22 protein-coding genes and 1 tRNA gene are annotated in these 24,271 nt (G+C 67.4%); 15 read left to right on the top strand and 8 right to left on the bottom strand.

Annotated elements, in window-relative coordinates; genetic code table 11:
- Window positions 1-178 precede the first annotated feature (178 nt).
- The gene (locus RBB34_RS10560; RefSeq protein ID WP_306119183.1) at window positions 179-673 is read left to right on the top strand and encodes a phasin family protein; all 495 of its coding nucleotides are present in this window, start codon (window positions 179-181) and stop codon (window positions 671-673) included.
- Between the two features lie 176 nt (window positions 674-849).
- Window positions 850-926, top strand: a tRNA-His gene (locus RBB34_RS10555).
- A gap of 48 nt (window positions 927-974) precedes the next feature.
- On the opposite strand, the gene xseA is transcribed toward RBB34_RS10555, so the two are convergent.
- Window positions 975-2,588, bottom strand: a complete 1,614-nt coding sequence (gene xseA / locus RBB34_RS10550; protein ID WP_306119182.1) for an exodeoxyribonuclease VII large subunit — start codon at window positions 2,586-2,588, stop codon at window positions 975-977.
- 117 nt (window positions 2,589-2,705) lie between these two features.
- Between xseA and RBB34_RS10545 the strand changes: the two genes are divergently transcribed.
- Genes RBB34_RS10545 through RBB34_RS10535 form a run of 3 tightly spaced genes read left to right on the top strand, consistent with a single transcriptional unit; the run spans window position 2,706 to window position 6,450 of the window.
- Window positions 2,706-3,638, top strand: coding sequence for a DMT family transporter (locus RBB34_RS10545; RefSeq protein WP_306119181.1), 933 nt, complete (start codon window positions 2,706-2,708; stop codon window positions 3,636-3,638).
- A gap of 59 nt (window positions 3,639-3,697) precedes the next feature.
- Entirely contained in the window at window positions 3,698-5,143 is a 1,446-nt protein-coding gene (locus RBB34_RS10540; RefSeq protein ID WP_306119180.1) for a glutamine synthetase family protein, read from the top strand.
- Window positions 5,144-5,157: 14 nt separating this feature from the next.
- Window positions 5,158-6,450, top strand: a complete 1,293-nt coding sequence (locus tag RBB34_RS10535) for an FAD-binding oxidoreductase (RefSeq protein ID WP_306119179.1) — start codon at window positions 5,158-5,160, stop codon at window positions 6,448-6,450.
- Window positions 6,451-6,510: 60 nt separating this feature from the next.
- On the opposite strand, the gene RBB34_RS10530 is transcribed toward RBB34_RS10535, so the two are convergent.
- The 3 genes from RBB34_RS10530 to RBB34_RS10520 all read right to left on the bottom strand — a co-directional run bounded on the left by RBB34_RS10530 (window position 6,511) and on the right by RBB34_RS10520 (window position 9,595).
- A complete protein-coding gene (locus tag RBB34_RS10530) occupies window positions 6,511-7,269 on the bottom strand; it encodes a PRC-barrel domain-containing protein (protein ID WP_306119178.1) in 759 nt (252 codons plus the stop codon).
- 113 nt (window positions 7,270-7,382) lie between these two features.
- Window positions 7,383-8,759, bottom strand: a complete 1,377-nt coding sequence (locus RBB34_RS10525; protein ID WP_306119177.1) for a glutamate--cysteine ligase — start codon at window positions 8,757-8,759, stop codon at window positions 7,383-7,385.
- Window positions 8,760-8,857: 98 nt separating this feature from the next.
- The gene (locus tag RBB34_RS10520) at window positions 8,858-9,595 is read right to left on the bottom strand and encodes a 16S rRNA (uracil(1498)-N(3))-methyltransferase (RefSeq protein WP_306119285.1); all 738 of its coding nucleotides are present in this window, start codon (window positions 9,593-9,595) and stop codon (window positions 8,858-8,860) included.
- A 273-nt stretch (window positions 9,596-9,868) separates the two neighbouring features.
- Here RBB34_RS10520 and RBB34_RS10515 point away from each other — a divergent pair, with 273 nt between their 5' ends.
- Entirely contained in the window at window positions 9,869-10,015 is a 147-nt protein-coding gene (locus RBB34_RS10515) for a hypothetical protein (protein ID WP_306119176.1), read from the top strand.
- 111 nt (window positions 10,016-10,126) lie between these two features.
- Window positions 10,127-11,293, top strand: a complete 1,167-nt coding sequence (locus RBB34_RS10510; RefSeq protein ID WP_306119175.1) for an alpha-hydroxy acid oxidase — start codon at window positions 10,127-10,129, stop codon at window positions 11,291-11,293.
- A 38-nt stretch (window positions 11,294-11,331) separates the two neighbouring features.
- On the opposite strand, the gene RBB34_RS10505 is transcribed toward RBB34_RS10510, so the two are convergent.
- On the bottom strand, window positions 11,332-12,114 hold the full coding sequence (locus tag RBB34_RS10505) for a FadR/GntR family transcriptional regulator (protein ID WP_306119174.1): 783 nt from the start codon (window positions 12,112-12,114) through the stop codon (window positions 11,332-11,334).
- 290 nt (window positions 12,115-12,404) lie between these two features.
- Between RBB34_RS10505 and RBB34_RS10500 the strand changes: the two genes are divergently transcribed.
- Window positions 12,405-13,682 (top strand): DUF3422 family protein, encoded by a 1,278-nt coding sequence (locus tag RBB34_RS10500; protein WP_306119284.1) that lies wholly within the window; start codon window positions 12,405-12,407, stop codon window positions 13,680-13,682.
- A gap of 121 nt (window positions 13,683-13,803) precedes the next feature.
- On the opposite strand, the gene RBB34_RS10495 is transcribed toward RBB34_RS10500, so the two are convergent.
- A complete protein-coding gene (locus tag RBB34_RS10495) occupies window positions 13,804-14,835 on the bottom strand; it encodes a LysR family transcriptional regulator (protein WP_306119173.1) in 1,032 nt (343 codons plus the stop codon).
- Between the two features lie 269 nt (window positions 14,836-15,104).
- Between RBB34_RS10495 and RBB34_RS10490 the strand changes: the two genes are divergently transcribed.
- The 4 genes from RBB34_RS10490 to glcF are packed head-to-tail and all read left to right on the top strand — an operon-like array spanning window position 15,105 to window position 19,576.
- Window positions 15,105-16,547 carry an FAD-linked oxidase C-terminal domain-containing protein gene (locus tag RBB34_RS10490; RefSeq protein WP_306119172.1) on the top strand — a complete coding sequence of 481 codons (1,443 nt, stop codon included), beginning with the start codon at window positions 15,105-15,107 and terminating at the stop codon, window positions 16,545-16,547.
- Window position 16,548: 1 nt separating this feature from the next.
- A complete protein-coding gene (locus RBB34_RS10485; protein WP_306119171.1) occupies window positions 16,549-17,769 on the top strand; it encodes an FAD-binding protein in 1,221 nt (406 codons plus the stop codon).
- A gap of 28 nt (window positions 17,770-17,797) precedes the next feature.
- On the top strand, window positions 17,798-18,190 hold the full coding sequence (locus tag RBB34_RS10480) for a hypothetical protein (RefSeq protein WP_306119170.1): 393 nt from the start codon (window positions 17,798-17,800) through the stop codon (window positions 18,188-18,190).
- A gap of 27 nt (window positions 18,191-18,217) precedes the next feature.
- A complete protein-coding gene (glcF, locus tag RBB34_RS10475) occupies window positions 18,218-19,576 on the top strand; it encodes a glycolate oxidase subunit GlcF (RefSeq protein ID WP_306119169.1) in 1,359 nt (452 codons plus the stop codon).
- 36 nt (window positions 19,577-19,612) lie between these two features.
- Here the strand turns inward: glcF and RBB34_RS10470 are convergent, their stop codons facing one another.
- A complete protein-coding gene (locus RBB34_RS10470) occupies window positions 19,613-20,260 on the bottom strand; it encodes an outer membrane beta-barrel protein (RefSeq protein ID WP_306119168.1) in 648 nt (215 codons plus the stop codon).
- Window positions 20,261-20,393: 133 nt separating this feature from the next.
- Entirely contained in the window at window positions 20,394-21,143 is a 750-nt protein-coding gene (locus tag RBB34_RS10465) for a L,D-transpeptidase (protein ID WP_306119167.1), read from the bottom strand.
- A 216-nt stretch (window positions 21,144-21,359) separates the two neighbouring features.
- Here RBB34_RS10465 and RBB34_RS10460 point away from each other — a divergent pair, with 216 nt between their 5' ends.
- From RBB34_RS10460 to hisS, 3 genes are all read left to right on the top strand, one after another.
- Window positions 21,360-21,983: a DNA-3-methyladenine glycosylase I gene (locus RBB34_RS10460; protein ID WP_306119166.1), complete on the top strand. Its 624-nt coding sequence runs from the start codon at window positions 21,360-21,362 to the stop codon at window positions 21,981-21,983.
- A 106-nt stretch (window positions 21,984-22,089) separates the two neighbouring features.
- Window positions 22,090-22,569: a BA14K family protein gene (locus tag RBB34_RS10455; protein ID WP_306119165.1), complete on the top strand. Its 480-nt coding sequence runs from the start codon at window positions 22,090-22,092 to the stop codon at window positions 22,567-22,569.
- Window positions 22,570-22,684: 115 nt separating this feature from the next.
- Entirely contained in the window at window positions 22,685-24,214 is a 1,530-nt protein-coding gene (hisS, locus tag RBB34_RS10450) for a histidine--tRNA ligase (RefSeq protein WP_306119164.1), read from the top strand.
- Window positions 24,215-24,271 lie beyond the last annotated feature (57 nt).

Below are 24,271 nucleotides of genomic sequence, written 5' to 3'. Positions count from 1 at the left end.
ATCTGTTAACAAAGCATTAATTGCGGCATTGGCGTTCGGAGTCCAGTTTTGCGGCACGCGTGCGCCACAAAGAAGTCAAGTCTGGTTAACGTCGTTGTGCGGCGCACAAAAATATTGCATTGCACAACGAAACCTGCTAGCCGGGTCCGGTCCCGTTTTCCGTTCCGGAGCAGCAATCATGGCCAAGACGACCCAGACCAAACCCGACCCCGCAACCAGCGCCGCCGAGCAGGCCGCGGACGACGCGTTCGCCATGGCCCAGATGGGCAATCCGGCCGAATACGTCGAGCGCTTCCGCGCCATGGCCGAGGACAATATGGAAAAGTCCAGAGCCGCCTTCGACAAGGCACGTTCGGTCTATGAGGACCTGCAGAAGGAGGCCGAGACCGGCCTGCATTCGGCGCAGGCGCATTCGTCGAAGATCACGCTGGCTGCCATCGACACCATGCGCGCCAACACCGAAACCACGTTCGGCCACATGCAAAAGCTCATGGGCGTCAAGTCGATGGCCGAACTGGTCGAACTGCAAAGCGCCTTCGTGCGCCAGCAGGCGGAAATGGCCGTCGACACGGCCAAGACCATGCAGGGCCTGTACCAGAAAGCCGGCGAAGACATGACCGCGCCGGCAAAGGCGGCCGCCGAAAAGGCGATGGGCGCGCTCAAGACGCAGTAACCCCGGCCATTGCGCGTTTCAGGCGCGGGCCGCATGGTGCCGCGCCTGGTTCCCTGCAAAGCGATTGGGCGCCCCGGTTATCGCCGCAAGGGGCGAAATAGATCGCCCAGAAGCGGGCGCGACGCTTGCAAATCGCGGCGCGCGCGACTATGCGAGGCAGGCGGATCGACGCATCTGCGGGCGTAGCTCAGTTGGTTAGAGCGCTGGATTGTGGCTCCAGAGGTCGGTGGTTCGAATCCACCCGCTCGTACCAGTTCCGCAAGGGTCCGTTGCGGACGCGACAGCATCGCCATTTCCCAGATCAGAACAGCGAGCCCTGCGGGCCGTTCTTCCTTTTTTGCGCGTTCTTCGCGTCCTGACCCCTGGCCCTTGCCGGATTGCCGGTCGATGGCGGGCCGCCGCTGCGGCCATCGGCGCGCACCTCGAGCCGGTCGTCGCCGGCGAACTGGATCGACAGGCGGTCGCCCGTCCTGACGCCGGCCGAACCGCGTACCGGCGCGCCGGACGCATCGCGCACCAGGGCGAATCCGCGCTCGAGCACGCCCTCATAGGACAGTGACTTCATCAGCCGGGCGATCTCCTCGAGCCGCCCGCGCGCCGCACCGGGCGTCTGGACCGCCGCCCGGTCGAGACGGGCAGTGGCCAGCGTCAGGCGTCGGGCGCCCTCCGCGCCAAGGCGCTGGGGCGTGCGCGTGGTCAGCCGCGCCGCGCGGAACTCGAGATCGCGGCGGCGCTGCGCATTGCCGCGCGAGAGTGCCTGGGGCAGGTCGCGCGAGAGCCTTGCCAGCGTCGCGCGGTGCTGATCGAGCAGGACGCGCAGCCGGGCCGGCGACAGATGCGCGCCAAGCGCATCGAGCCGGGCGCGCTTGCCGGCGACGGCCGCGCCCAGCCCGGCGCGCAGGCGCATCTCCTGGCCGTCGAGGCGCTGTCGCGGCATCGCGAGAAGCTGGTCGGGCTGCGGCAGGCCGCGCGCCAGCGCGCGCAGCCGCGCACGCCGGTCATCGGCAGCGCGCGTCGCCGAACCGGCGAGCCGCGCGCCGAGCTGGGCGACATGGGCCTGCAATTCGGCGCGCACGGGCACGGCGATCTCGGCGGCGCCCGTGGGCGTTGGCGCGCGCCGGTCACCGGCGTGATCGATCAGCGTGGTGTCGGTCTCGTGGCCCACCGCCGAGATCAGCGGGATCTGCGAACGCGCCGCCGCGCGCACGACGATCTCCTCGTTGAAGCCCCAAAGATCCTCGAGGCTGCCGCCGCCGCGCGCGACGATCAGCACGTCGGGGCGCGGCACCGGGCCACCGGGCGCAAGCGCGTTGAAGCCGTCGATGGCGGCGGCAACCTCGGCGGCCGAGGTCTCGCCCTGCACGCGCACCGGCCAGACGAGCACATGGGTCGGAAAGCGGTCGGCGATGCGGTGGACGATGTCGCGGATCACCGCGCCGGTCGGCGAGGTGACGACGCCGATCACGCGCGGCAGATAGGGCAGCGGGCGCTTGCGCTCGCCGTCGAACAGGCCCTCGGCTGCAAGCTTCCGGCGCCGTTCCTCGAGCAGCGCCATCAGCGCGCCGGCGCCGGCGGGCTCGATCGTGTCGATGACGATCTGGTATTTGGACGAGCCCGGATAGGTCGTCATCCGGCCGGTGGCGATGACCTCGAGCCCTTCCTCGGGCTTGAAGGCGAGCTTGGAGAAAGCACCGCGCCAGATCACCGCCTCGAGCGTGGCCCGCTCGTCCTTGAGGCGGAAGTAGCAATGGCCGGAGGCGTGCGGCCCGCGGTAGCCCGACACCTCGCCGCGCACGCGCACGCGGCCGAAGGTGTCCTCGACGGTGCGCTTGACGGCCTGGCTGATCTCAAAGACCGAGTATTCGGCGACATTGGAAGCCGGCGCGGGGCCGGCCGGTTTGGCGGTGACAGGCATGGCCCGTTGTCACAGGCGCGCCCGAACCGGTCAAGTATCGGCTTGCACGGCTCGGTGGATAGGCGTAGGCGACCGCTCGAACCGAGCCCCAAGCCGCCTTTTCCGAGCCGTTCCACAATGCCAGAAGCCCCGCTCATCGCGCGCACGCGCGCCCAGGACGAAGCGCCGTTCGCGCCCGTCGACTACGGGCTATACGCGGTCACGGTGATGGCGTGGTCGTTTTCCTGGTATGCGCTGTCGCTGCAGCCGGGCGTGGTCGCCAACGAGGTCTCGATCGCCTATCGCTTCGCGCTCGCCGCGGCGATCATGCTGGTCTGGGCCCTGGCCAGTGGCCGGCGCATGCGCTTTGCCGCGCGCGAGCATGCCGCCTTCGCTGCAATGGGCGTACTGATCTTTTCGACCAATTTCCTTTTCTTCTACTACGGCTCGTCCTTCCTGGTCAGCGGGCTGTTGTCGGTGGTCTTCTCGCTCGCTTCGCTGACCAATGTGTTCGTGGCCGCGCTCGCCTATCGCGAATGGCCCTCGACGCGCACCGTGGCGGCCGGCGCCATCGGCTTTGCCGGCATCGCGCTGATGTTCTGGCCGAAGATTACCGAGGGCGGGTTCGATACCGACGTGGCGCGCGGCCTGGCGCTGTGCATCACCGGCACGCTGTGCTTTTCGGTCGGCTCGCTGATCTCCTCGCGGCTGTCGCGGCGGCGCGCCGAAATCCCGCTGGTTTCGGCCAATGCCTGGGGCATGGTCTATGGCGCGGCGTGGTGCGCGGTCCTGGCGCTGATCATGGGCAAGCCGTTCGGCTGGGACCCGCGGCCCGAATATCTGTTCGCGCTCGTCTTCCTTGCGGTCGTCTCCACCGTCATCGCCTTTGCCGCCTATCTGACGCTGGTCGGCCGCATCGGCTCGGGCCGGGCGGGCTATGCGACGGTGATCTTTCCGATCTTCGCGCTGCTCGTCTCGACCGTGCTCGAAGGCTATGAATGGACGTTCACCGCGTTCGGCGGGCTGGCGCTGGTGATCGCCGGAAACGTGATGGTCATGCGCGGGCGATGAACCGCTTCACCACCACGCCGCGAACAGGCTATAAGGGGCCAAATCCACTCAGGTGAACGATGGCGAAAGACCCGATTGCGGCCAAGCCGAGATCCCTCAAGGCCAAGACCAAGCAACCACCGACCCCGACCTACATAAACAATGTGCGCGGCGTGGCCGACTGGAGCCAGGCCGGGCCATGGCTCGCCGCCCGCTCGATCGAGGATGTCGAATGCATCACGCCCGATCTCGCCGGCGTGCCGCGCGGCAAGATGATGCCCTCGTCCAAGTTCACCTCCAAGACATCGCTGGCGCTGCCCTCGGCGCTGTTCCGGCAGACGATCTCGGGCGAATATCCCGACGAGACCGGCGAATTCCGCTACGATCCGCGCGATGGCGACCTCAAGCTCATGCCGGACCTTTCGACCCTGTCGGTCGTGCCGTGGGAAACCGATCCCACGGCGCAGGTCGTGTGCGACCTCGTCGAACAGCGCACCGGCGATCCGTCCTGGATCACGCCGCGCCAGGTGCTCAAGCGCGTCGTCACCGCCTATGGCGAGCGCGGCTGGGAGCCGGTCGTCGCACCGGAGATCGAATTCTATCTGGTCGCCAAGAACCCCGATCCGGACTATCCGCTGGCGCCGCCGACCGGCCGGTCGGGCCGGCCGATCTCGGGCGGGCAGAGCTATTCGATCGCCGGCATCAACGAGTTCGACGAACTGATCGACGACATCTACGCCTTCTGCGAGGCGCAGGGCCTGGAGATCGACACGCTGATTCACGAGGAAGGGCCGAGCCAGCTCGAAATCAATCTGCGCCATGGCGACCCGCTGGCGCTCGCCGACCAGGTGTTCATGTTCAAGCGCACGATCCGCGAGGCGGCGCTCAAGCACGACATGTATGCCACCTTCATGGCCAAGCCGATCCAGGGCGCGCCGGGCAATGCCATGCACATCCATCAGTCGGTCGTCGACGCGGCGAGCGGACAGAACGTGTTCACCGCCCAGGACGGCAGCGAAACGCCGCTGTTTCACGCCTTCATCGGCGGCATGCAGCACTACATGCCCAAGGCGCTGGCCATGACCGCCCCTTACGTGAACTCCTATCGGCGGCTCACGCAGTCGATCGCCGCCCCGGTCAACACCGCCTGGGGCTATGACAACCGCACCACCGCCTTTCGCATCCCCAATTCCGAGCCGGCTGCCCGGCGCGTCGAGAACCGGCTGCCCTCTTCGGACGCCAATCCCTATCTGGCGCTCGCCGCCTCGCTCGCCTGCGGCTATCTGGGCATGGTCCATGGGCTGGTGCCGACCGACCCCACCGCCGAGACGGCCAATGAAGGCGATATCGACCTGCCGCGCGGGCTGCTCGAAGCGGTCTCGCTGTTCGAGCGGGAGCATGCCTTCGACGGCATTCTGGGCCGCGAGTTCATCGCCAACTATGCCGGGGTCAAGCGCGGCGAGTTCGAGACCTTCATGCAGGTGATCAGCCCCTGGGAACGCGAATACCTGCTGCTCAATGTGTAGGTGAACGCAAGCCGATGCGCTATCAGAGTCCGATCTCGCCGGGCCGGTCCTGGTACGAGGATTCGGTCGGCGAACGGCCGGCCTGGCCGGCGCTGGACGGCGACCGGCGCGCCGATATCTGCATCGTCGGCGGCGGCTTCACCGGGCTGTCGGCGGCGGCCGAGGCGGCGCGGCTGGGCGCATCGGTCGTGCTTGTCGACGGCGCGCGCCTTGGCGACGGCGCCTCGGGGCGCAATGGCGGCCAGCTCAATACCGGCCAGCGCGGCGAAGCGCCGGAGATGGCCGAACGGCTCGGGCTCGAACGGGCGCGCGCGCTCTTCGATCTCGCCGAGGAAGCCAAGGCGAATCTTCTGTCCTTCGCCTCGGACAACGCCGTCGACATCGACTACACGCAAGGGCACCTTTCGGTCGCCCACAAGGGCCGGCTGGTCGAGGCCTTCCGGCGCTATCCCGATCAGATGGCCCAGATGTTCGGCTACGGGGATCTGCGTTTCGTCGACCGGCACGAGACCGCGCGGCTGCTCGGCTCGGAGCGCTATCATGGCGGCGTGTACGACAGCGGCACCGGGCACATCCATCCGCTCAAGCTGGTCGTCGGCACCGCCAGGGTGGCCGCCGCGCGCGGCGCCGGGTTGCACGAAATCACGAAGGTCCGGCGGATCGTGCCCACGGGTGGCGCTGTCAGGGTGGAAACCGACCATGGAACGGTGACCGCCGACCGCGTGCTGGTCGCCGTCAATGCCCATGGCAGCGAAAGGCTCGAGCCGGCGATGGCGGCGCATGTGATGCCCATCCGCTCGTTCATCGGGGCGACCGTGCCGCTCGAAGGGGCGCTCGATTCGATCCTGCCGGGGCGTCAGAGCGTCGATGACAGCCGTTTCGTGGTCCGCTATTTCCGGCGGCTGAAGGACGGGCGGCTGCTGTTCGGCGGGCGCGAGACCTATGGCGGCGAGACACCGGGCGACATCGCCGCCGGCGTGCGCCGGCAAATGACGGAGGTCTATCCGCAATTGCGGGGCATCGGGATCACCCATGCATGGGGCGGCTCGGTGGGCATCACGCTGCCGCGCGAGCCGTTCGTGCGCGAAGTCATGCCCGGCGTGACCGCCATGGGCGGGTATTCCGGCCACGGTGTCATGCTCGCCAATTTCACCGGCAAGCTCTGGGCGGAGGCGGTGGCCGGCAATCGCGACCGGCTCGATCTCTTCAGGGAAATGAAGATCCCGCCGTTTCCCGGCGGGCGGCGGTTTCGCAAGCCGCTGCTGACGCTTGCGCTGACATGGTATGCGATGCTGGACCGGCTGTGAGCCGGCCGCGGGCGGCATAGCCGGCCTGCCGGACAACCGGCAGGCCGCGCCTCGCATCGGTCAGTCGTAGACGCCCGCATCGAGCGGCTGCAATTCGGCGACATCCTGCTCGGTATAGGGCAGATCGTAATAGGGGCTGCCCGGCGCCCAGCCATAGCCGCGGCCGGCATAGCTCGGATAGGCATAGTAACCGCCCGGATAGCGGGCGTTGATGATCGTGCCGACGACCTCGCCGTCGCGGATGATCATGTCGTAGACATAGCCGTGATAGAGCGGCTCTCCGTCGCCGCCGGCCAGGCGTGCGAAATCTCCGATCAGCTCGCTCGTCCGCCAGGCCCGGCCCTCGAAGTCGGCATCGTCGACGATGCGGGTGAGGTCGGAACCGGCGGTGATCGGATCGCTATCGTCGCCGAACAGGTCGAAATCGGTCACGTTGTCCTCGTTGACGGGAATACGGACGTCGAACTGCGTGTCGAACCAGTTGTCGTCGGCATCGGCGTTGACGGTCACCTCTTCCCAGGGAACGTTGATGTGCTGGTCGCCGATGTCCCAGAATCCACCGACTTCGGCGATGATCGATATCACCTGGCCGTCGGGACCGACGATGATGTCCTCGACGGTGCCGATCTCTTCACCGTCTTCGCCATTGACGTCGCTGCCGTTGAGCCGGCGCACGCTGACGCCGTTGATGTTCTCGCCAAGTACGGTGTTCCAGGTCCCCAGAGGGACGACCTCGCCCGGGTCGATCGCGTTTTGCGCCGCCGCCGGGGCGGCCACCAGCGCGGTCGTCACAGTCAGGATTGCCAGTTTGGGTGCCATTGTCGGTCCTCCGATCGTCTCGTGTCGCTGTCGGTGCGGGGCGCCGCATGGCGCACGCAGCCGCTTCGCCAGTGGAACGGCGGGACCGACGGAGAGTTCCGGCGGGCGGCGGATCAGTATGCGTATTCGAGGAAAGCGGGCTCGACGCTGCCGCACCAGACCGAGTGATACTTGGTGACCATCTGCTCGGCCGGCGTGGTGCCGCGCGCGACGATCTCCTCGAGCGGGGCGAGAAAGTGCGTCTCGTCGAAACCGTCGGGATTGACGCGGGCGCGCGCCTTGAGCCCGTCGCGGGCGATGTCGAGCACTTCATAGGCGATATCGCGCATGGAGACGTTGTGAATGCGCGCGTTCAGACCTTCGGTCGGCACCGCATCGCGCAGCGCGATGACGTCGTCATAGCTCCAGGCGCGCGTCAGCGCGTCGGCGGCCTCCCGCGCCGTCGGGTCATAGAGCAGACCGACCCAGAGCGCGGGCAGCGCGCAGATGCGCCGCCACGGCCCGCCATCGGCGCCGCGCATCTCGATGAAGCGCTTCAGGCGCACCTCGGGAAACAGCGTCGACAGATGGTTGGTCCAGTCGCCGAGATTGGGGCGCGGATCGGGGATCTCGCCGACCAGCGCGCCGTCCATGAACTGGCGGAAGGTGACATGGGTGCAGTCGATGTAGCGCCCGTCGCGAAGCACGAAATACATCGGCACGTCGAGCGCCCATTGCACATAGTCCATGAAGCCGAAATCGTCGGCGAAGACGAAGGGCAGGACGCCGCAGCGGTCCGGATCGGTGTCGCGCCAGATGTCGGCCCGCCAGGAGACGAATCCGTTCGGCCTGCCATCGGTGAAGGGCGAGTTGGCGAACAGCGCCGTTGCCAGCGGCTGCAGGCGGTAGGCGATCTGCATCTTGGCACGCATGTCCGCCTCGCAGCAGAAGTCCAGATTGACCTGGATCGTCGAGGTGCGGTGCATCATGTCCAGCCCCTGGCTGCCCCTTGTGGGCATGTAGGCGCGCATGATGTCATAGCGCGACTTGGGCATGCGCGGCGTGTCCTCGAGCGACCATTTGGGGCTGGCGCCAAGGCCGAGGAACTTGATGCCGAGCGGATCGGCGATCTGGCGGAGCTGGGCGAGATGGGCGTTCGATTCGCGGCAGGTCTGGTGCAGCGTCTCGAGCGGGGCGCCGGACAGCTCGAACTGGCCGCCCGGCTCCAGCGAGATCGCTCCGCCAATGCCGGTCGCCTCGTACAGCCCGATGATGTTGCCATCGTCCACGATCGGCTGCCAGCCGAGCTTTGCGCGCATGCCCTCGAGCAAGGCGGCGATCCCGCGTTCGCCCGCATAGGGCACCGGGCCGTTGTCCTCGGCATAGAAGGGAAATTTCTCGTGCTCGGTGCCGATGCGCCAGTCGTCTTCCGGCTTGCAGCCGGAGGCGAGATAGTCGGCAAGTTGCGCCACGCCTTCGATCGGCGTGTCGTCTGTGGTGTCACGGGCCATCGATCAGCATCGTCCGTTGGTCGATTTGGCGCGTGCATGGCCGATTGCGCCCGGCGCGGCAAGTGCAAATCGCGGCGCTTTCGGACGCGTTGCGCCGATCAGTCCCAGTCCCCGGCCACCGCCTGCACGAGCGCCAGCGCGGCCACCGCCGCGGTGTCGGCGCGCAGAATGCGCGGGCCCAGCGCAATGGCGGTGACGAAGGGCAAGGCCCTGAGCGTGGCCCGTTCGCTGTCGGAGAAGCCGCCCTCCGGCCCGATCAGAAGGCCGAGCGGGCGGCCCTTGAGCGGGGCGAGCGCCGCAAGCGGGTTGTGATCGGCATGGGCCTCGTCGCAAAAGACGAGCGCACGGTGTTCGTCGCAGCCGGCGAGGAACGCGTCGAGGCCGAGCGGGGCGCGGCACTCGGGGATGGCGAGGACGCCGCACTGCTCGGCCGCCTCGATGGCGTTGGCGCGCATCTTGTCGACGTTCACCCGCCCGACCTGGGTGTGCTGCGTCATGACGGGCTGGAGCACGCCGGCGCCCATCTCGACGGCCTTTTGCACCATATAGTCGAGCCGGCCCGCCTTGAGCGGGGCGAAGGCGTAGACGAGATCGGGGGCCGGCGGCTGCGGGCGCTCGCACCCCACGATCACCGCCGCGGCCTCGCGCTTGCCCGCACGCTCGACGACCGCCCGCCATTCGCCATCGCGGCCGTTGAAGAGCAGGATCTTGGCGCCCGCCTTCAGCCTGAGCACGTTGAACAGATAGTTGTGCTGGGCCGGCTCGAAGCCGACCCTTGCATCGGCGGCGAGCGGGATGTCGACGAACAGTCTTTGCAGCTTGTAGTTGGCGCGCATGGCGATGCGATGGCGCCGATGGCGGCCAAGGTCAAGCATTGCGAGCGCGACGGCCGGCGATGTCCGGTTGCCGCAAGACCGGACAAGGCAATACGCGCGCAAAACTTGCCTGCCACTTTTTCACCGCTTTTGCCGAAAGGGGCTGGCCAAAAGCCGGCCGTCAGGCTACGCCGCAACGCGTCGGGCGCACGCCGCGTGAGAGTTGTCACACCGGCGATAAGAACACTGGTCCATGATGCCCGCAGAAATGACGTAGTATGATGGGGTATCGTCATGACAATGCGTGCGATGTTGCTTTCGCTTGCCACCTTGTTCGGGATCTCGCTGTGGGGCCTGTCGGTCTACAGTGAGGCTGCGATCACCGGAAACGTGCCGGTCGACGGATACGGCGTTTCCGCCAACTTCGTTTCCAGCCCGTAATCGCCGGGGCCGCCGGAAGGCCGTATCGCCGGCCGGGGCACGATGGCGAAAGGGCACCTTTTCACACCTTCCGCGAGGCGGTATCAGGGCGCGTCACAGGGAGGTGTGAAGATGTTCGGACCCGTCACCGAAATCCGCGATCTGCAGCGGCGCGCGAAGATCCGCGTGCCGAAGATGTTCTATGACTACGCGGATTCGGGCGCCTGGACCGAATCGACCTATCGCGACAACACCGACGCATTCGGCCGAATCAGGATCCGCCAGCGCGTGGCGCGCAACATCGACAAGCGCTCGCTGAAGACGAAGATGATCGGCAAGGACGTGGCCATGCCGGTCGCGCTGGCCCCGGTCGGACTGACCGGCATGCAGCATCCCGACGGCGAGATCGTCGCCGCGCGCGCGGCCAATGCGTTCGGTGTGCCGTTCACGCTGTCGACCATGAGCATCTGCTCGATCGAGGCGGTGGCCGAGGCGACCGGCCAGCCGTTCTGGTTCCAGCTCTACGTCATGCGCGACCGCGGTTTCGTCGAAGACATGATCGCGCGGGCGCGAAACGCCGGGTGCGACGCGCTGGTGCTGACGCTCGACCTGCAGGTGCTCGGCCAGCGCCACAAGGATCTGCGCAACGGGCTTTCGGCCCCGCCCAAGCCGACGCTGAAATCGATCGCCGACCTGGCCCTGCGGCCGCAATGGTGCCTTGGCATGATGGGCACGAAGAACCGCAGCTTCGGCAACATCGTCGGCCATGCGCCGGGCGTGACCAACATGACGTCGCTGTCGGAATGGACGCACGCGCAGTTCGACCCGACGCTCGACTGGGACTCGATCGAGTGGGTGAAGTCCAAATGGGGCGGCAAGCTGATCCTGAAGGGCATCAACGACGTCGAGGATGCCAGGATCGCCGCCGATGTGGGTGCCGATGCCATGGTCGTGTCCAACCATGGCGGCCGGCAGCTCGACGGCGCGGTTGCCTCCATCGATGTGTTGGCGCCGATCGTCGATGCGGTCGGCGACAGGATCGAAATCCACATGGACAGCGGCATCCGCTCGGGCCAGGACGTGTTCAAGGCCATCGCGCTGGGCGCCAGGTCGACCTATATCGGACGGGCCTACATCTACGGCCTGGGCGCGATGGGCCAGGCGGGCGTAACCAAGGCGCTCGAGATCATTCACAAGGAACTGGACATCACCATGGGCCTTGCCGGCGAAACCGACATCAACGAGGTCGGCCGGCACAACCTCGCCGAGCCGTCGCGGCCCTGGCCGCACAATGCCTGAGCGGCATCGGCCGCCGAGAACGATGGCGGCCGGCGCGCTCAGCCCGCCGTCCGCTGCTCGCGGCGCAGGCGCGACACCGATTCCCATCCCCTGACCTTCTCGGCCTCGGTCCGGCACGCCTGGATGAAGCGGATATGCGCCTTGGCGGCATCGCGCGCAGCGTTCGGATCGCCGGCAAGGATCGCGTCATGGACGGCCCGGTGCTGTTCGATCAGCCGGTCCCGGGCGCCAGGGAAGCCATAGACCAGCGAGCGCGAAAAGAACGAGCCGTTCGACAGCAGCCGGTAGCACGAGCGCAGCGTGTGCATCAGGATGACGTTGTGGGCGCTCTCGCACACCGCCTGGTGAAACTCGACGTCGAGCCCGGCCTCCTCGCCGAAATCCTCCTTGGCGTGCGCGGCCTCCATGCGCTCCATGATCGCGGTCAGCAGCGCCTTGTCATCGGCGGTGGCACGGCGGGCGGCGTAGTCGGCGGCGATCGCCTCGACCTCGAGCCGGTATTCGAGATAGTCGTCGGTCGCCTTGGGGTGGTCGGCGATCAGCTCCAGCATGGTTCTGGAGAAGACGTCGCCGATGACATCGGCGATGAAGGTGCCGCCGCCATGGCGCGTGCACAAGAGGCCGCGGCTTTCGAGCTGCTTGAGCGCCTCGCGCACGATCGGCCGGGAGACGTTGAACTGCGTTGAAAGGTCGCGCTCGCCCGGCAGCTTGTCGCCGACCCGCAACACGCCCTCCAGCACGAGCGATTCGATCTGCGCGCAGACCTCGTCGGCCGTGCGTGCGTGATTGACGCGTGAAAATATCGTTGCTTTGCTGGCCATGAATCGCGCCGCCCTTTCGGAGCAAGGATATCCAAGCCGACCGTCACTGGTCAATTTGCTTGTCCAATTGTGGTGCCGCCGCGCGACAATGTCGGGCGCGCATGGCGGCCGGTCCCGGTCGAGGCGGCGCCCGCGTCGATGTTTTTGCGTGCCAATCGGGCCATCTGCGCTAGAATGATCGAAAGCAAGGCGAGGACGGCGACTTGACGGCATTGGACAAGCAGAAGACGGCGGAACGGACGGACGCGCCAAAGGCGGCCCCGGAACCGCTCGAAGCGCGACCGCGCGACATCGCCAGCGCCGGCGCCTTCGGCTTTCCCGTGCATCCGCAACGCTCGGTCGCGCTGGGCGAGGTGCATTCGCGGCCCGCGCCGTCGGTGACCGCGCCGCGCGCCCTGCTCAAGCTGTGCTTTGTCACCGATGGGGGCTCGGGCGTCGACCAGGCTGTGCTGGCCGAACTGTCGCGCCGCCAGGGCGTCGCGCCGCCGGCCGAAAACGCCCGCCATCACCGGATCAGCACCGGGGTCGGCAGCCTGTGGTGGGAGCGCCATACCGAGGCGTCGACCTATCTCTGGGAGGGCCCGCTGCCCGACGCGCCCGGCGAAAACATCACCGGTCATCCCTTCGGCGATGCCTTTCCCGCCCCGGGCTCGCTGCTCGCCGGCGTGCGCATCGACGTGCGCCCCTTCGACGACGATCACGAGAAGTGGCTGGCACCGTTCGACCGGCAGACGCTGTGCATGTCCTCGACAGAGAGCGGGTTTGCGCTGATCGCCACCGACTTCCGTCAGGACGAGCACGGGCTGACCCGCATCGTCATCCTCGACAAGGGTCTGACGCCGCAGCGCACCGGTGCCCTTGCGCAGCGCCTTTTCGACATCGAGATCTACCGCACCATGGCGATGCTCGGCCTGCCGCTGGCCCAGAGCCTTTCGCCGCGCATGCGCAAGGCCGAGGACCGGCTGGCCGAACTGACCCACCGGATGCGCAACATCGAGCCGGGCGGCGCCGAGTATCTGCTCGACGACATCACCGCGCTTGCCGGCGAACTGGAGGCCGATGCCGCATCGAGCCTTTATCGCTTCGGCGCGAGCCGGGCCTATGACGAGATCGTTTCGGACCGCCTCAACGCGCTGGAGGAAGAGCCACTGCCCGGTTACGATACCTGGCGGTCATTTCTGGAACGCCGGCTTGCGCCGGCCATGCGCACCTGCCGCGCCGTCGAGGAACGCCAGGCAAACCTGTCGCGCAAGCTCGCCCGGGCGGCCAACCTGCTGCGCACGCGCATCGATGTCGAGGTCGAAAAGCAGAACCGCAATCTGCTGCAGTCGATGGACCGGCGCGCCAAGCTGCAATTGCGGCTGCAGCAGACGGTCGAGGGCCTGTCGGTGGCGGCCGTCTCCTACTACATCGTCGGGCTGTTCGCCTATGCGGTCAGGGGCGTCAGCGGTCAACTGCCCGGCCTGAGCGCCGACGTGCTGATCGCACTTCTGGTGCCGATCACCGTCCTGACGATCTGGACGATCGTGCGACGCATCCGCGCACGCAATGTGGAAAGGGACCGGTAACCGGCCGAGCCCGGCATCGGCAATCCCAGCGGCATCGGACACCTCTGAAATTGCCGGCACGGCTCGACCAACCGCGACTGCCTGTTCCTGATCGCTTCGTTGGGTGACCGCCATTCGGCGATCACTCGGCGGCCGGCGCCCTGCCGCGACCGTGGCCGTTGGCCCCGTTCGAAGCGATGCCGTTGCCGCCCAGCGGGCGGTGACCGGCACGAGCCTCGCCCTTGACCATGGCGGGCCTTGGCGCAACGGCCGGCGCACCGCGCTCCCAATAGGGCACCGAGCCGAACAGCTCGGCGAAATGATCGATGAACAGGCGCACCTTGACCGGCAGGAACTGGCGCGAGGGATAGATCGCGTAGATGCCGATATTGGTCGAACCCTCGAAATCGGGGAGGACCTGCACCAGCCGGCCGGCGGCCAGGTCGCCGCCGACATCCCAGGTCGAGCGCAGCGCGATGCCCAGACCCGAGAGCACCGCCTCGCGCACCACTTCGGAGGAATTGGTCGCCAGATTGCCGCGGGGCCGGAAACCGATCGCACCGTCCGGCCCTTCCAGGCGCCAGGTGTCGGAGGTCTGGTGCGTCAGGCAATTGTGCCTTTCGAGCTCTTCGAGCGTCCGCGGCGTGCCGTGCCGGTCGAGATAGTCGGGGGCGGCGCACAGAACCCGCCGCACCGGCGCGAGCTTGCGCGCGACCAGGCTCGAATCGGCCAGTTCGGCGATGCGGATCGCCACGTCGAACCCCTCGCCGACGATGTCGACCAGATCGTCCGACAGCAGAAGGTTCACCGAAAGGTCTTCATTGGCGTTCATGAACGGGGCCAGATGCGGCGCGATATGCATGCGGCCGAAGGAGGTGGGCGCGCTGATCTTGAGCGTGCCGCGGGCATGGGCGGAGCGGCGCGAGACGAAGGCCTCGGCCTCCTCGACGCCGGCGAGAATGGCGACGACGCGCTCATAGAAGCCCTGGCCGGCCTCGGTCAGCGCGATCTGGCGCGTGGTTCTTTGCAAAAGCCGCGTGCCGAGCCGATCCTCGAGCCGCCGCAGCCGCTTGGAGACGACCGCGGGCGACAGACCAAGCTCGCGTCCCGCCGCCGACATGCTGCCCGCGGCGACGACGCGCGCGAAGATTTCCAGATCCCCGAAATTGCTCATGTCCAACCGACTTTCTTTTCAAGAACGGAAAAACACGCGTCGCACCTTGTCATGGCACATTGGAATGCGGTCCAAGGAAAGTCGACAAAATGTCGCGGTCCGCCCATGGCATGCATCCATTGCCTCACCCCAACCGCGCTAGATGGGGCAGCCGCACCGGGAGTCCAGAGCCCGCGCGCCGCTGCGTCGGGCGGCGTTGCCTTGTGGGAGGATCAGTGGTAAAGTTTCTTGACCAGTCGGACGAACCCGGCGGTCCACGGAGGGCAGGCATGAACGCCATCGAATTTCCCGCACCCGATCCGGCGATCATGGCGCGCCGGGCCGAAATCGTGGCCGCGCTCGCGGATCGGGTCGGCGAGCAGGGCCTGATCACCGATCCGCGCGAGCTGGTTCCGTTCGAGACCGACGCCTTCACCGCCTATCGGCGCGTTCCGCTGGCCGTGGTGCTGCCCGAAAGCACGGCCGAGGTCTCAGCCGTCCTGAAATACTGCTCCGGCAACCGCGTGCCGGTGGTCCCGCGCGGCGCGGGCACCTCGCTCGCCGGCGGCGCCATCCCGCAGGAGGATGCCGTCGTCATCGGCGTCAGCCGCATGAACCGCATCCTCGAAGTGGACCATGACAACCGGACGGCGACGGTGCAGGCCGGCGTGACGAACCTTGCCATTTCCGAGCGCGTCGCCGCCGACGGGTTCTTCTATGCGCCCGATCCCTCCTCGCAGCTCGCCTGCACGATCGCCGGCAACATCGCGATGAATTCGGGCGGCGCCCATTGCCTCAAATACGGCGTGACCACCAACAACCTGCTCGGTGCGACGGTGGTGCTCGCCGATGGCACGGTGGTCGAGCTGGGCGGCAAGGCGCTCGATGCGCCCGGGCTCGATCTGCTCGGCGTTCTGTGCGGGTCGGAGGGGCAGCTCGGCATCGTCACCGAGGCGACGGTGCGCCTGCTCGCCCGGCCGGAGGGCGCGCGGCCGGTGCTGTTCGGCTTTGCCTCCTCCGACGAGGCGGGTCGGTGCGTCTCCGACATCATCGGGGCGGGCATCATTCCGGTCGCCATCGAGTTCATGGACAAGCCGGCCATCGAGATCTGCGAAGCCTTCGCCCAGGCCGGCTATCCGCTCGACGTCGAGGCGCTGCTGATCATCGAGGTCGAGGGCTCGGAGGCCGAGATGGACGCCATGCTCAAGCGGATCATCGCCATCGCCAGGCGCCATGGCGTGGCCTCGATCAAGGAAAGCCAGTCGGCGACCGAGGCGGCGCAGATCTGGAAGGGGCGCAAGAGCGCGTTCGGCGCGACCGGGCGCATCGCCGACTATATCTGCATGGACGGCACGGTGCCGCTCGGCCAGCTCTCGCACGTCCTGCGCGAGACCTATCGCATCGTCGATGGCTACGGGCTGCGGGTCGCCAACGTGTTCCATGCCGGCGACGGCAACATGCACCCGCTCATCCTCTACAACGTCAACGATCCGGCGGAGGCCGAAAAGGCCGAAGCGGCGGGCGCGGACATTCTCAAGCTGTGCGTGGATGCCGGCGGCTGCCTGACCGGCGAGCACGGCGTGGGCATGGAAAAGCGCGACCTGATGGGCCACCAGTACGCCGAGGTCGACCTTGACCAGCAAATGGCGGTGCGCGCCGCCTTCGATCCCGGCTGGATCCTCAACCCGGCCAAGGTCTTCCCGCTCGACCTGCCGGCGCGCAAGGCGGGCTGACATGGCCGAAACCGAGCAACTGACGCCGCAAAGCGAGGATGAAGCCTGCGCCATGGTCGCCGAGCAGCGCGCCGGCAAGCGCACGCTCGCCATTGCCGGCGCGGGCTCGAAGGCGGTCATCGGCCAGCCGACGACGGCCGATGCGACGCTTTCGTCAACCGGGCTGCGCGGGATCGTCGAATACAATCCCGAGGAGTTGGTGATCGTGGCGCGCGCGGGCACACCGCTTGCCGAGATCGAGGCCGCGCTTGCCGGAAACAACCAGATGCTGGCCTTCGCCCCGCCCGACTGGGGCCGGCTGCTGGACGCCGATGCCGGCCAGACAATCGGCGGGGTCGCGGCGACCAACCTGTCGGGCTCGCGGCGGCTTTCGGCGGGCGCGGCGCGCGACGCGCTCCTGGGCGTGCGCTTCGTCAATGGCCGGGGCGAGGCGGTCAAGAGCGGCGGGCGGGTGATGAAGAACGTCACCGGGCTCGATCTGGTCAAGCTGATGGCAGGGTCCTGGGGCGCGCTGGGACTGATCACCGAAGTCGCCTTCAAGGTGCTGCCGCGACCGGCGAGCGAAACCACGCTCCTCATCAGGGGGGCCGACGATGCCGCGGCCGCCCGCTTGATGGCACGGGCCATGGCGACCAGCGCCGAGGTCTCGGCGGCCGCGCACCTGCCGGCGCGCGTGGCCGAAACCGTTGTCGGCGAAGGTCCGGCAACGCTGTTGCGGCTCGAGGGTTTCGCCGATGCCATCGCCGAGCGCATCGGCCGGCTCGAGCCGGCGCTCGAAACCGATCTTGCGCTCGAAGAGATCGGCGAGACCGCCTCGCGCGCGGCCTGGGCGGCGATCGGCGATGGCGCGCCGTTCGCCGACGGACAGGGAATCGTCTGGCGCATCTCGGCGGCGCCGATGGCGGGCCATGCCATCGTCGGCGACGTGCGCGCCATGACCCGGGGCGAGGCCTATTACGACTGGCAGGGCGGGCTCATCTGGCTGCGCCTTGCGGGCGAAGACCCGCAGGCAGCCCTGGTGCGCGGCGCAGTTGCGCGAAACGGCGGCGGCCATGCCACGCTGATCCGGGCGCCGGAGGCGGTCCGCGCGCAAACCCCGACCTTTCAGCCCGAGGCGCCGGCAATCGGCGCATTGTCCGAGCGAATTCGGGCTTCAATCGATCCCGATGGCGTGTTCAACTGCGGGCGCCGCAGCTTCCAGGCGGAGCGCGATGCGGCATGAGGCGATCATGCAGAAGGGACCCGCAGCCATGAGCCAGACCCCCGATCCATCCGGACCCGACCACAGCCGCCCCGTTTCCGCGCAGGGCTGGTTCGAGCCGGGGCCGCGCAACATTCAACTGATCTACGTTCTCTATCTTGCCGCCTTCGTGGTCGGGCTGAGCGCGCTGGTCGGCGTGGTCATCGCGTACATGAACCGCGGCAAGGCCGGCGGCTATGTCGAAAGCCATTACACCTGGGCGATCCGCACCTTCTGGATCGGCCTTCTGGCCAGCTTCGTCGGCCTGTTGCTGATGATCGTCGGGATCGGCTTCCTGATCTTCCTTGCCGTCGCGATCTGGGTGATCATCCGCATGATCAAGGGCCTGCAATGGCTCGGCCGCGGCGAGCCGGTGCCGGACCCGCAGAGCTGGTGGATCTGACCGCCAGCACCGATACGGACAGTCGTCATGCAGACCAGTTTCACGCCCGAGCAACTCGCCGACCCGCACGTCGCGCAGTCCGAGAAGATCCTGCGCTCGTGCGTGCATTGCGGCTTCTGCACGGCGACATGCCCGACCTATGTCACGCTCGGCAACGAACTCGACAGCCCACGCGGGCGGATCTATCTGATCAAGGAGATGCTGGAGAACGACCGGCCGGCGGACGAAAAGACGGTCCTGCACATCGACCGGTGCCTGTCGTGCCTGGCGTGCGTGACGACCTGTCCGTCGGGCGTGGACTACATGCATCTGGTCGACCACGCCCGCGCCCATATCGAAAAGACCTATCGCCGGCCCCTGCTCGACCGGCTGACGCGGGCGGTGCTGGCGATGGTGCTGCCATATCCGGGCCGGTTCCGGGCAGCGCTGCACGCCGCACGGATCGGCCGGCCGCTGGCGCCGATCTTCAACGCCGTCGCGCCGCTCAGGCGGTTCGGCGCCATGATCGAGCTGGCCCCGGCGAGGCTGGAGCGGCCTTCGGTCTATTCGGTGCCGGCGGTGCATCCGCCGCTGCGCGGCCGGCGCGGCCGGGTGGCGATCCTGACCGGGTGCGCGCAATCGGTGCTGGCGCCATCGATCAACACCGCCACGATCGCGCTTCTGACACGGCTCGGCGTCGAGGTGGTGGTGCCCGAGGGCGAGGGCTGCTGCGGCGCGCTCGTCCACCACATGGGCCGCGAGGAACAGGCGCTCGAAGAGGCCCGCAACAATGTCGATGTGTGGACGCGCCTGATCGAGGAGGGCGGGCTGGACGCCATCATCGTCACCGCCTCGGGCTGCGGGACGACGATCAAGGATTACGGGCACATGCTGCGGCTCGATGCGGACTATGCGGACAAGGCCGCCCGCGTCAGCGCCCTCGCCAGCGACATCACCGAGTATCTGGCAAAGCTCGACATGCCCGAACCTGCGATCCGGCCGAACCTGACGGTCGCCTACCATTCGGCCTGCTCGATGCAGCACGGCCAGAAGATCACGGGCGCGCCCAAGGACCTGCTCAAGGCCGCCGGCTTCGCCGTCAAGGACCCGCCCGAGGGGCATCTTTGCTGCGGCTCGGCGGGCACCTACAACATCATGCAGCCGGAAATCGCCGCCGAACTCAAGCAGCGCAAGGTGCGCAACATCGAATCGACGCGGCCCGACCTGATCGCCACCGGCAATATCGGCTGCATCACGCAGATCGGCACGGGCACCGCGCTACCGATCGTGCACACGGTCGAACTGCTGAACTGGGTGCATGGCGGCAACAAGCCGGACGGCGTGCCCGAGGCGCGGCCGGAGCCGGAACGCTCGAACCTGTCGCGCCTGATCGAAGCGGCCGAGTAGACCGCCGCGCCCGCGCTCGGAACCCCCCGCGCGCCCTCAGAAATGTATCGAGACGCCGGCCACCAGCGCGTTGGTGACCAGATCGACCTCGAGTTCGTCGCCGCCGGTCAGCTTCATCCGGTTCATCGAATAGTTGAAGCGGTATTCGCCGAACAGCGAGACGCGGTCGCTCACATGATAGTTGGCGCCGATCTGCGCCTGGATGACCGCGCCGGCAAGCTGGTATTCGAAGGTCGTGTCGCTAGGCCGGGTAACCTCGACATGAGGGACCGAAATGCCCGCACCGAGGCCGGCATAGGGCTCCAGAGCGTTCCACCGCTGAAAGCGGCGCATGGCATTGAGCGTCAGGAAGTTGATGCCGTCGGAAAACTCGAACCGGCTCCAGCCGGCATCGGCGAGCGTGGCCGCATCGGCGTAGACCTTGGCATGGGTGTAGTCGAGCCCGACGCCCCATTGCGGCGCCTGGTCGAACCACCAGATGCCGCGCACCCCCCAATAGGGCGGCGTCTCGAAGGACCGGCCCTGCCAGCGGGCGCTGAAAGCGGCCGGATTGGCTCCGGTGACGGTGACGTCGCTGTCGGCTGCGCCCTGCCATCCGCCGAACACGGACAGCTGGAAATCGGCGTAGGCCGGTGGCGCTGCAGCAAGAAAGATGGCTGCGGCGAGAACTGCCAGGCGGTGCATGAGTCCCCTCTTCGCTCGGCGCGACGGTAGTCGAAGGCAGGACGCCGGCCAAGATGCAACGCGCGCCGGGGCCCGCAATGCGCATGAAAGCTCACCGCTGTGGCATACGCGCCACAGCATGCGGGCGCATGGCTCAGCGCACGATCACGGTCGTGCCGACATCGACGCGGGCATACAGATCCTCGACGTCCTGATTGCGCATGCGGATGCAGCCCGAGGACACCGCCTGGCCGATCGACCATGGCTGGTTGGTGCCATGGATGCGGTAGAGCGTCGAGCCGAGATAGAGCGCGCGCGCGCCGAGCGGGTTTTCCGGGCCGCCGGGCATGTAGGTCGGCAGGTGCCGGCCCTTCTTGGCTTCGCGCGCGATCATCGCCGCCGGCGGGCGCCAGCTCGGCCATTCGGCCTTGCGTGAGATCGTTTCGGTGCCCGTCCACTCAAATCCCTGCTTGCCGACACCGACGCCGTAGCGCCGCGCCGTGCCGTCCGAGCCGACCAGATAGAGAAACTTGTCGCGCGTATCGATGACGATCGTGCCCGGCGCCTCGCTACCGTGATACGGCACGGTCTGGGGCAGATAGACAGGGTCCATGCCGCGCGGACGCGGCGTGGGCGTCGGCGTCAGCGCCGCCTGCCGGGTCTCGCGCCGCGGCTCGTAGACCTGCCGCTCGCCGGTCCGCCGGCGGATGACCACCTGCGGCGCGGCGGCCGCGACACCGCGCGCCGAGCCACCGTGAAGCTGCAGAACCCAGGGCTGCGTCAGGTTCGGGCTGACGACCACGGGCGGCGGTGCGGTATAGCGGTCCTGGGCGCCGGCGACGCCGGCACCCGCAACAAGCCCGATGGCCGCCGTCGCGGCCGCAAGGTCAAGTCTCATTCTCATCGGTCCACTCGCAACATTGTTCACCGATCGCCCCGACGCCCGGCGGCACCGGCTGTCATGAGCGTTCGACGGGACGATGACTCCGCGCGCCCAGCAAACTATGAATCGAATCTCGTAAAATCGCGCCGGCGGGCGAAAGCTTTCGGCAAGGTTAGCGCGCGGTTTGCCGGCGTGGTGAACGGGCCGCTAACCGTCAGGGTTAACAGGCGGGACGATATGGACGGGCTGGTGAGGGGCGAGGATGGGCTGGCGCGCTGCTGGTGGCATGGCGGACTCGCGGACTACATGGCCTATCACGACACCGAATGGGGCGTGCCGGTCGCCGACGATGTCCGCCTTTTCGAGAAGCTGTGCCTTGAGGGTTTCCAGGCCGGCCTGTCCTGGCTGACCATCCTCAGAAAGCGCGACAATTTCCGCGCCGCCTTCGCCGGCTTCGACTTCGAGCAGGTGGCGCGCTTCGGCGAGGCCGATATCGAGCGGCTGGTCACCGATGCGGGCACCGTGCGCCATCGCGGCAAGATCGTCTCGACGATCAACAACGCGCGCCGCGCCATCGAGATGCGCGCCCAGTTCGGTTCGCTGGCCGCCTATTTCTGGGCGCACGAACCGGGCCCGCAGGAGCGCCCGGCGGTCTGCGACCACGCCACGCTGAGCGCGCTCGCCGCAACGCCGACATCGACGACGCTCTCGACGGACCTGAAGAAGCGCGGCTGGACCTTCGTCGGGCCGACCACGGTCTATGCCTTCATGCAGGCGATGGGGCTGGTCAACGATCATCTGGAAGGCTGCCACCGCCGGCCGCAGGTGGAGGCGGCGCGGGCCGCGTTCCAGCGGCCATGAGTGCGCGCCGGGCCGCCGGCGACCGGTCCCTTTTGCTCCCTTGCCCGATTCATGGTTTATTAACCAGCGAAGGGATGCGACCGAACCGGCAATCGGGAGATTGACAATGCGTAGGATTCTGGGACTGGCAACGGCGCTGGCCGTCGCGGCCGCATTTGCAACGGCTACGCCCGCCGAAGCGGCGGCGACATCGTTCAAGCTGCCGGCGGCGGCGGCCGAGGCCGGCGTTTCCGACATCGTCAAGGCCGGCCATCGCGGCCATGTGAGCGTGCGCATTCACTGGCGCGGCGGCCACATCTATCTCAACGGTCATCGCGGCTACAAGTACAAGCGCTCCGGCTACAGGCACTACAAGGGCTACTGGTATCCGCCGCGCGCCTTCGTGGTGATCGGCCCGGACCACCGGCGCCATGTCTATGTGCGGCGCTATCACAGGCCGCACAAGGTGCGTCCGCGGATCATCGATCTGAACCGGGCGCATTACCGCTGGTGCGATGCGAAATATCGCTCCTACCGGGCGAGCGACAACAGCTTCCAGCCCTATCACGGGCCGCGCAAGCCGTGCATCTCGCCCTATTGGCGCTGAATTGACGCTGACCGGCTGACCCCGGCGGCGACGGACCCGGCGCCCTTGCGGCGCACAAACGGCTCGTCTAGGGAAAGCGCGCGCTCGCCCGCGCGCTTTTTCATGCAAGGTTGTCATGTCCGCCAAGACCAAAAAGCAGCCACGGCCGAAGGCTCGCCTGCCGCGCGGTTTCACCGACCGGACCGCCGCCGACATTCGCGCGACCGACGAGATGATGGGCAGGATCCGCGCCGTGTTCGAGCGTTACGGCTTCGATCCGGTCGAAACGCCGGCCTTCGAATATACCGACGCGCTGGGCAAGTTCCTGCCCGACCAGGACCGGCCGAACGAGGGCGTGTTCTCGCTTCAGGACGATGACGAGCAGTGGATGAGCCTGCGCTATGACCTGACCGCGCCGCTGGCCCGCCATGTCGCCCAGAACATCAACCGGATCGCCCTGCCCTACCGCACCTATCGGGCCGGCTGGGTCTTCCGCAACGAGAAGCCGGGGCCGGGCCGGTTCCGCCAGTTCATGCAGTTCGACGCCGACACGGTCGGCGCGCCGGGCGTGCAGGCCGACGCCGAAATGGCGATGATGATGGCCGACACGATGGAGGCGCTGGGAATCAAGCGCGGCGACTATGTGATCCGCGTGAACAATCGCAAGGTGCTCGATGGGGTGATGGAGGCGATTGGCCTCGGCGGCGAGGACAATGCCGGCCGGCGGCTGACCGTGCTGCGGGCGATCGACAAGCTGGATCGGCTGGGTATCGAAGGTGTGCGGGAGCTCTTGGGCGAAGGGCGGTGCGACGAGAGCGGGGATTTCACGCCGGGGGCGGGGTTGGATCGTAAGCAGATCGACCGTATTCTATCGATCATCGCTGCTGCACGGATCCATAAGGAGCCGGATGGTTCAAAGAAGAGCCAAAACACTGTCGACTTCCTATTGGAGCGCTTTTCAGACACTAAACTGGGTTTGGAAGGCCTCAGGGAGTTAGGCGCAATTGGAGCGTTGGTAGAAGCCAGCGATTATGCATCCGACAGGATTATCGTCGATCCCTCCGTCGTCCGCGGTCTCGAATATTATACCGGCCCGGTCTACGAGGCCGAACTCCTGTTCGATGTCGTCAACGAAAAGGGCGAGACCGTTCAATTCGGCTCGGTCGGCGGCGGCGGGCGCTACGACGGGCTGGTCAAGCGCTTCACCGGCCAGGACGTGCCGGCGACCGGCTTTTCCATCGGCGTGTCGCGCCTGATGTCGGCGCTGAAAAACCTCGGCAAGCTCGGCACGGATGAGGTCGTGGCGCCCGTGCTGGTGACCGTCATGGATGGCGACACCGAAGCGCTCGGGCGCTACCAGCAGATGACGCAGAAACTGCGCGAAGCGGGCATCCGCGCCGAGATGTATCAGGGCAACTGGAAGAAGTTCGGCAACCAGTTGCGCTATGCCGACCGGCGCGGCTGCCCGATCGCGATCATTCAGGGCTCGGACGAGCGCGCGGCGGGAAAAATCCAGATCAAGGACATGATCGAGGGGCGCAAGGAAGCCGCCGCGATCGAGAGCAACGAGGAATACCGCGCCGCCCGCCCGGGGCAGATCGAGATCGATCAGGATGATCTGGTGGCCGAGGTCATGAAGTTGCTGGCGGCACAGGCGGGTGGGTGAATGTGCCGCGGCGCAGTTACCCCCACCCCTCACCCCTCCCCTCAACGGGGAGGGAAG

The organism is Roseitalea sp. MMSF_3546 (assembly GCF_030732865.1).
Lineage (GTDB): Bacteria > Pseudomonadota > Alphaproteobacteria > Rhizobiales > Rhizobiaceae > Roseitalea.
Note: the sequence above shows the minus strand (reverse complement) of the source record. Positions and strands in the feature narration are given on the sequence as shown.

Coding starts and splice junctions, on each gene's coding strand:
- RBB34_RS10480 (WP_306119170.1), top strand. CDS start 17,798: ATGAGCCAGACCCCCGATCCATCCGGACCCGACCACAGCCGCCCCGTT.
- glcF (WP_306119169.1), top strand. CDS start 18,218: ATGCAGACCAGTTTCACGCCCGAGCAACTCGCCGACCCGCACGTCGCG.
- RBB34_RS10515 (WP_306119176.1), top strand. CDS start 9,869: ATGACAATGCGTGCGATGTTGCTTTCGCTTGCCACCTTGTTCGGGATC.
- RBB34_RS10505 (WP_306119174.1), bottom strand. CDS start 12,114: ATGGCCAGCAAAGCAACGATATTTTCACGCGTCAATCACGCACGCACG.
- RBB34_RS10530 (WP_306119178.1), bottom strand. CDS start 7,269: ATGGCACCCAAACTGGCAATCCTGACTGTGACGACCGCGCTGGTGGCC.
- RBB34_RS10460 (WP_306119166.1), top strand. CDS start 21,360: ATGGACGGGCTGGTGAGGGGCGAGGATGGGCTGGCGCGCTGCTGGTGG.
- RBB34_RS10525 (WP_306119177.1), bottom strand. CDS start 8,759: ATGGCCCGTGACACCACAGACGACACGCCGATCGAAGGCGTGGCGCAA.
- RBB34_RS10490 (WP_306119172.1), top strand. CDS start 15,105: ATGAACGCCATCGAATTTCCCGCACCCGATCCGGCGATCATGGCGCGC.
- xseA (WP_306119182.1), bottom strand. CDS start 2,588: ATGCCTGTCACCGCCAAACCGGCCGGCCCCGCGCCGGCTTCCAATGTC.
- hisS (WP_306119164.1), top strand. CDS start 22,685: ATGTCCGCCAAGACCAAAAAGCAGCCACGGCCGAAGGCTCGCCTGCCG.
- RBB34_RS10470 (WP_306119168.1), bottom strand. CDS start 20,260: ATGCACCGCCTGGCAGTTCTCGCCGCAGCCATCTTTCTTGCTGCAGCG.
- RBB34_RS10545 (WP_306119181.1), top strand. CDS start 2,706: ATGCCAGAAGCCCCGCTCATCGCGCGCACGCGCGCCCAGGACGAAGCG.
- RBB34_RS10535 (WP_306119179.1), top strand. CDS start 5,158: ATGCGCTATCAGAGTCCGATCTCGCCGGGCCGGTCCTGGTACGAGGAT.
- RBB34_RS10520 (WP_306119285.1), bottom strand. CDS start 9,595: ATGCGCGCCAACTACAAGCTGCAAAGACTGTTCGTCGACATCCCGCTC.
- RBB34_RS10485 (WP_306119171.1), top strand. CDS start 16,549: ATGGCCGAAACCGAGCAACTGACGCCGCAAAGCGAGGATGAAGCCTGC.
- RBB34_RS10455 (WP_306119165.1), top strand. CDS start 22,090: ATGCGTAGGATTCTGGGACTGGCAACGGCGCTGGCCGTCGCGGCCGCA.
- RBB34_RS10560 (WP_306119183.1), top strand. CDS start 179: ATGGCCAAGACGACCCAGACCAAACCCGACCCCGCAACCAGCGCCGCC.
- RBB34_RS10465 (WP_306119167.1), bottom strand. CDS start 21,143: ATGAGAATGAGACTTGACCTTGCGGCCGCGACGGCGGCCATCGGGCTT.
- RBB34_RS10540 (WP_306119180.1), top strand. CDS start 3,698: ATGGCGAAAGACCCGATTGCGGCCAAGCCGAGATCCCTCAAGGCCAAG.
- RBB34_RS10495 (WP_306119173.1), bottom strand. CDS start 14,835: ATGAGCAATTTCGGGGATCTGGAAATCTTCGCGCGCGTCGTCGCCGCG.
- RBB34_RS10510 (WP_306119175.1), top strand. CDS start 10,127: ATGTTCGGACCCGTCACCGAAATCCGCGATCTGCAGCGGCGCGCGAAG.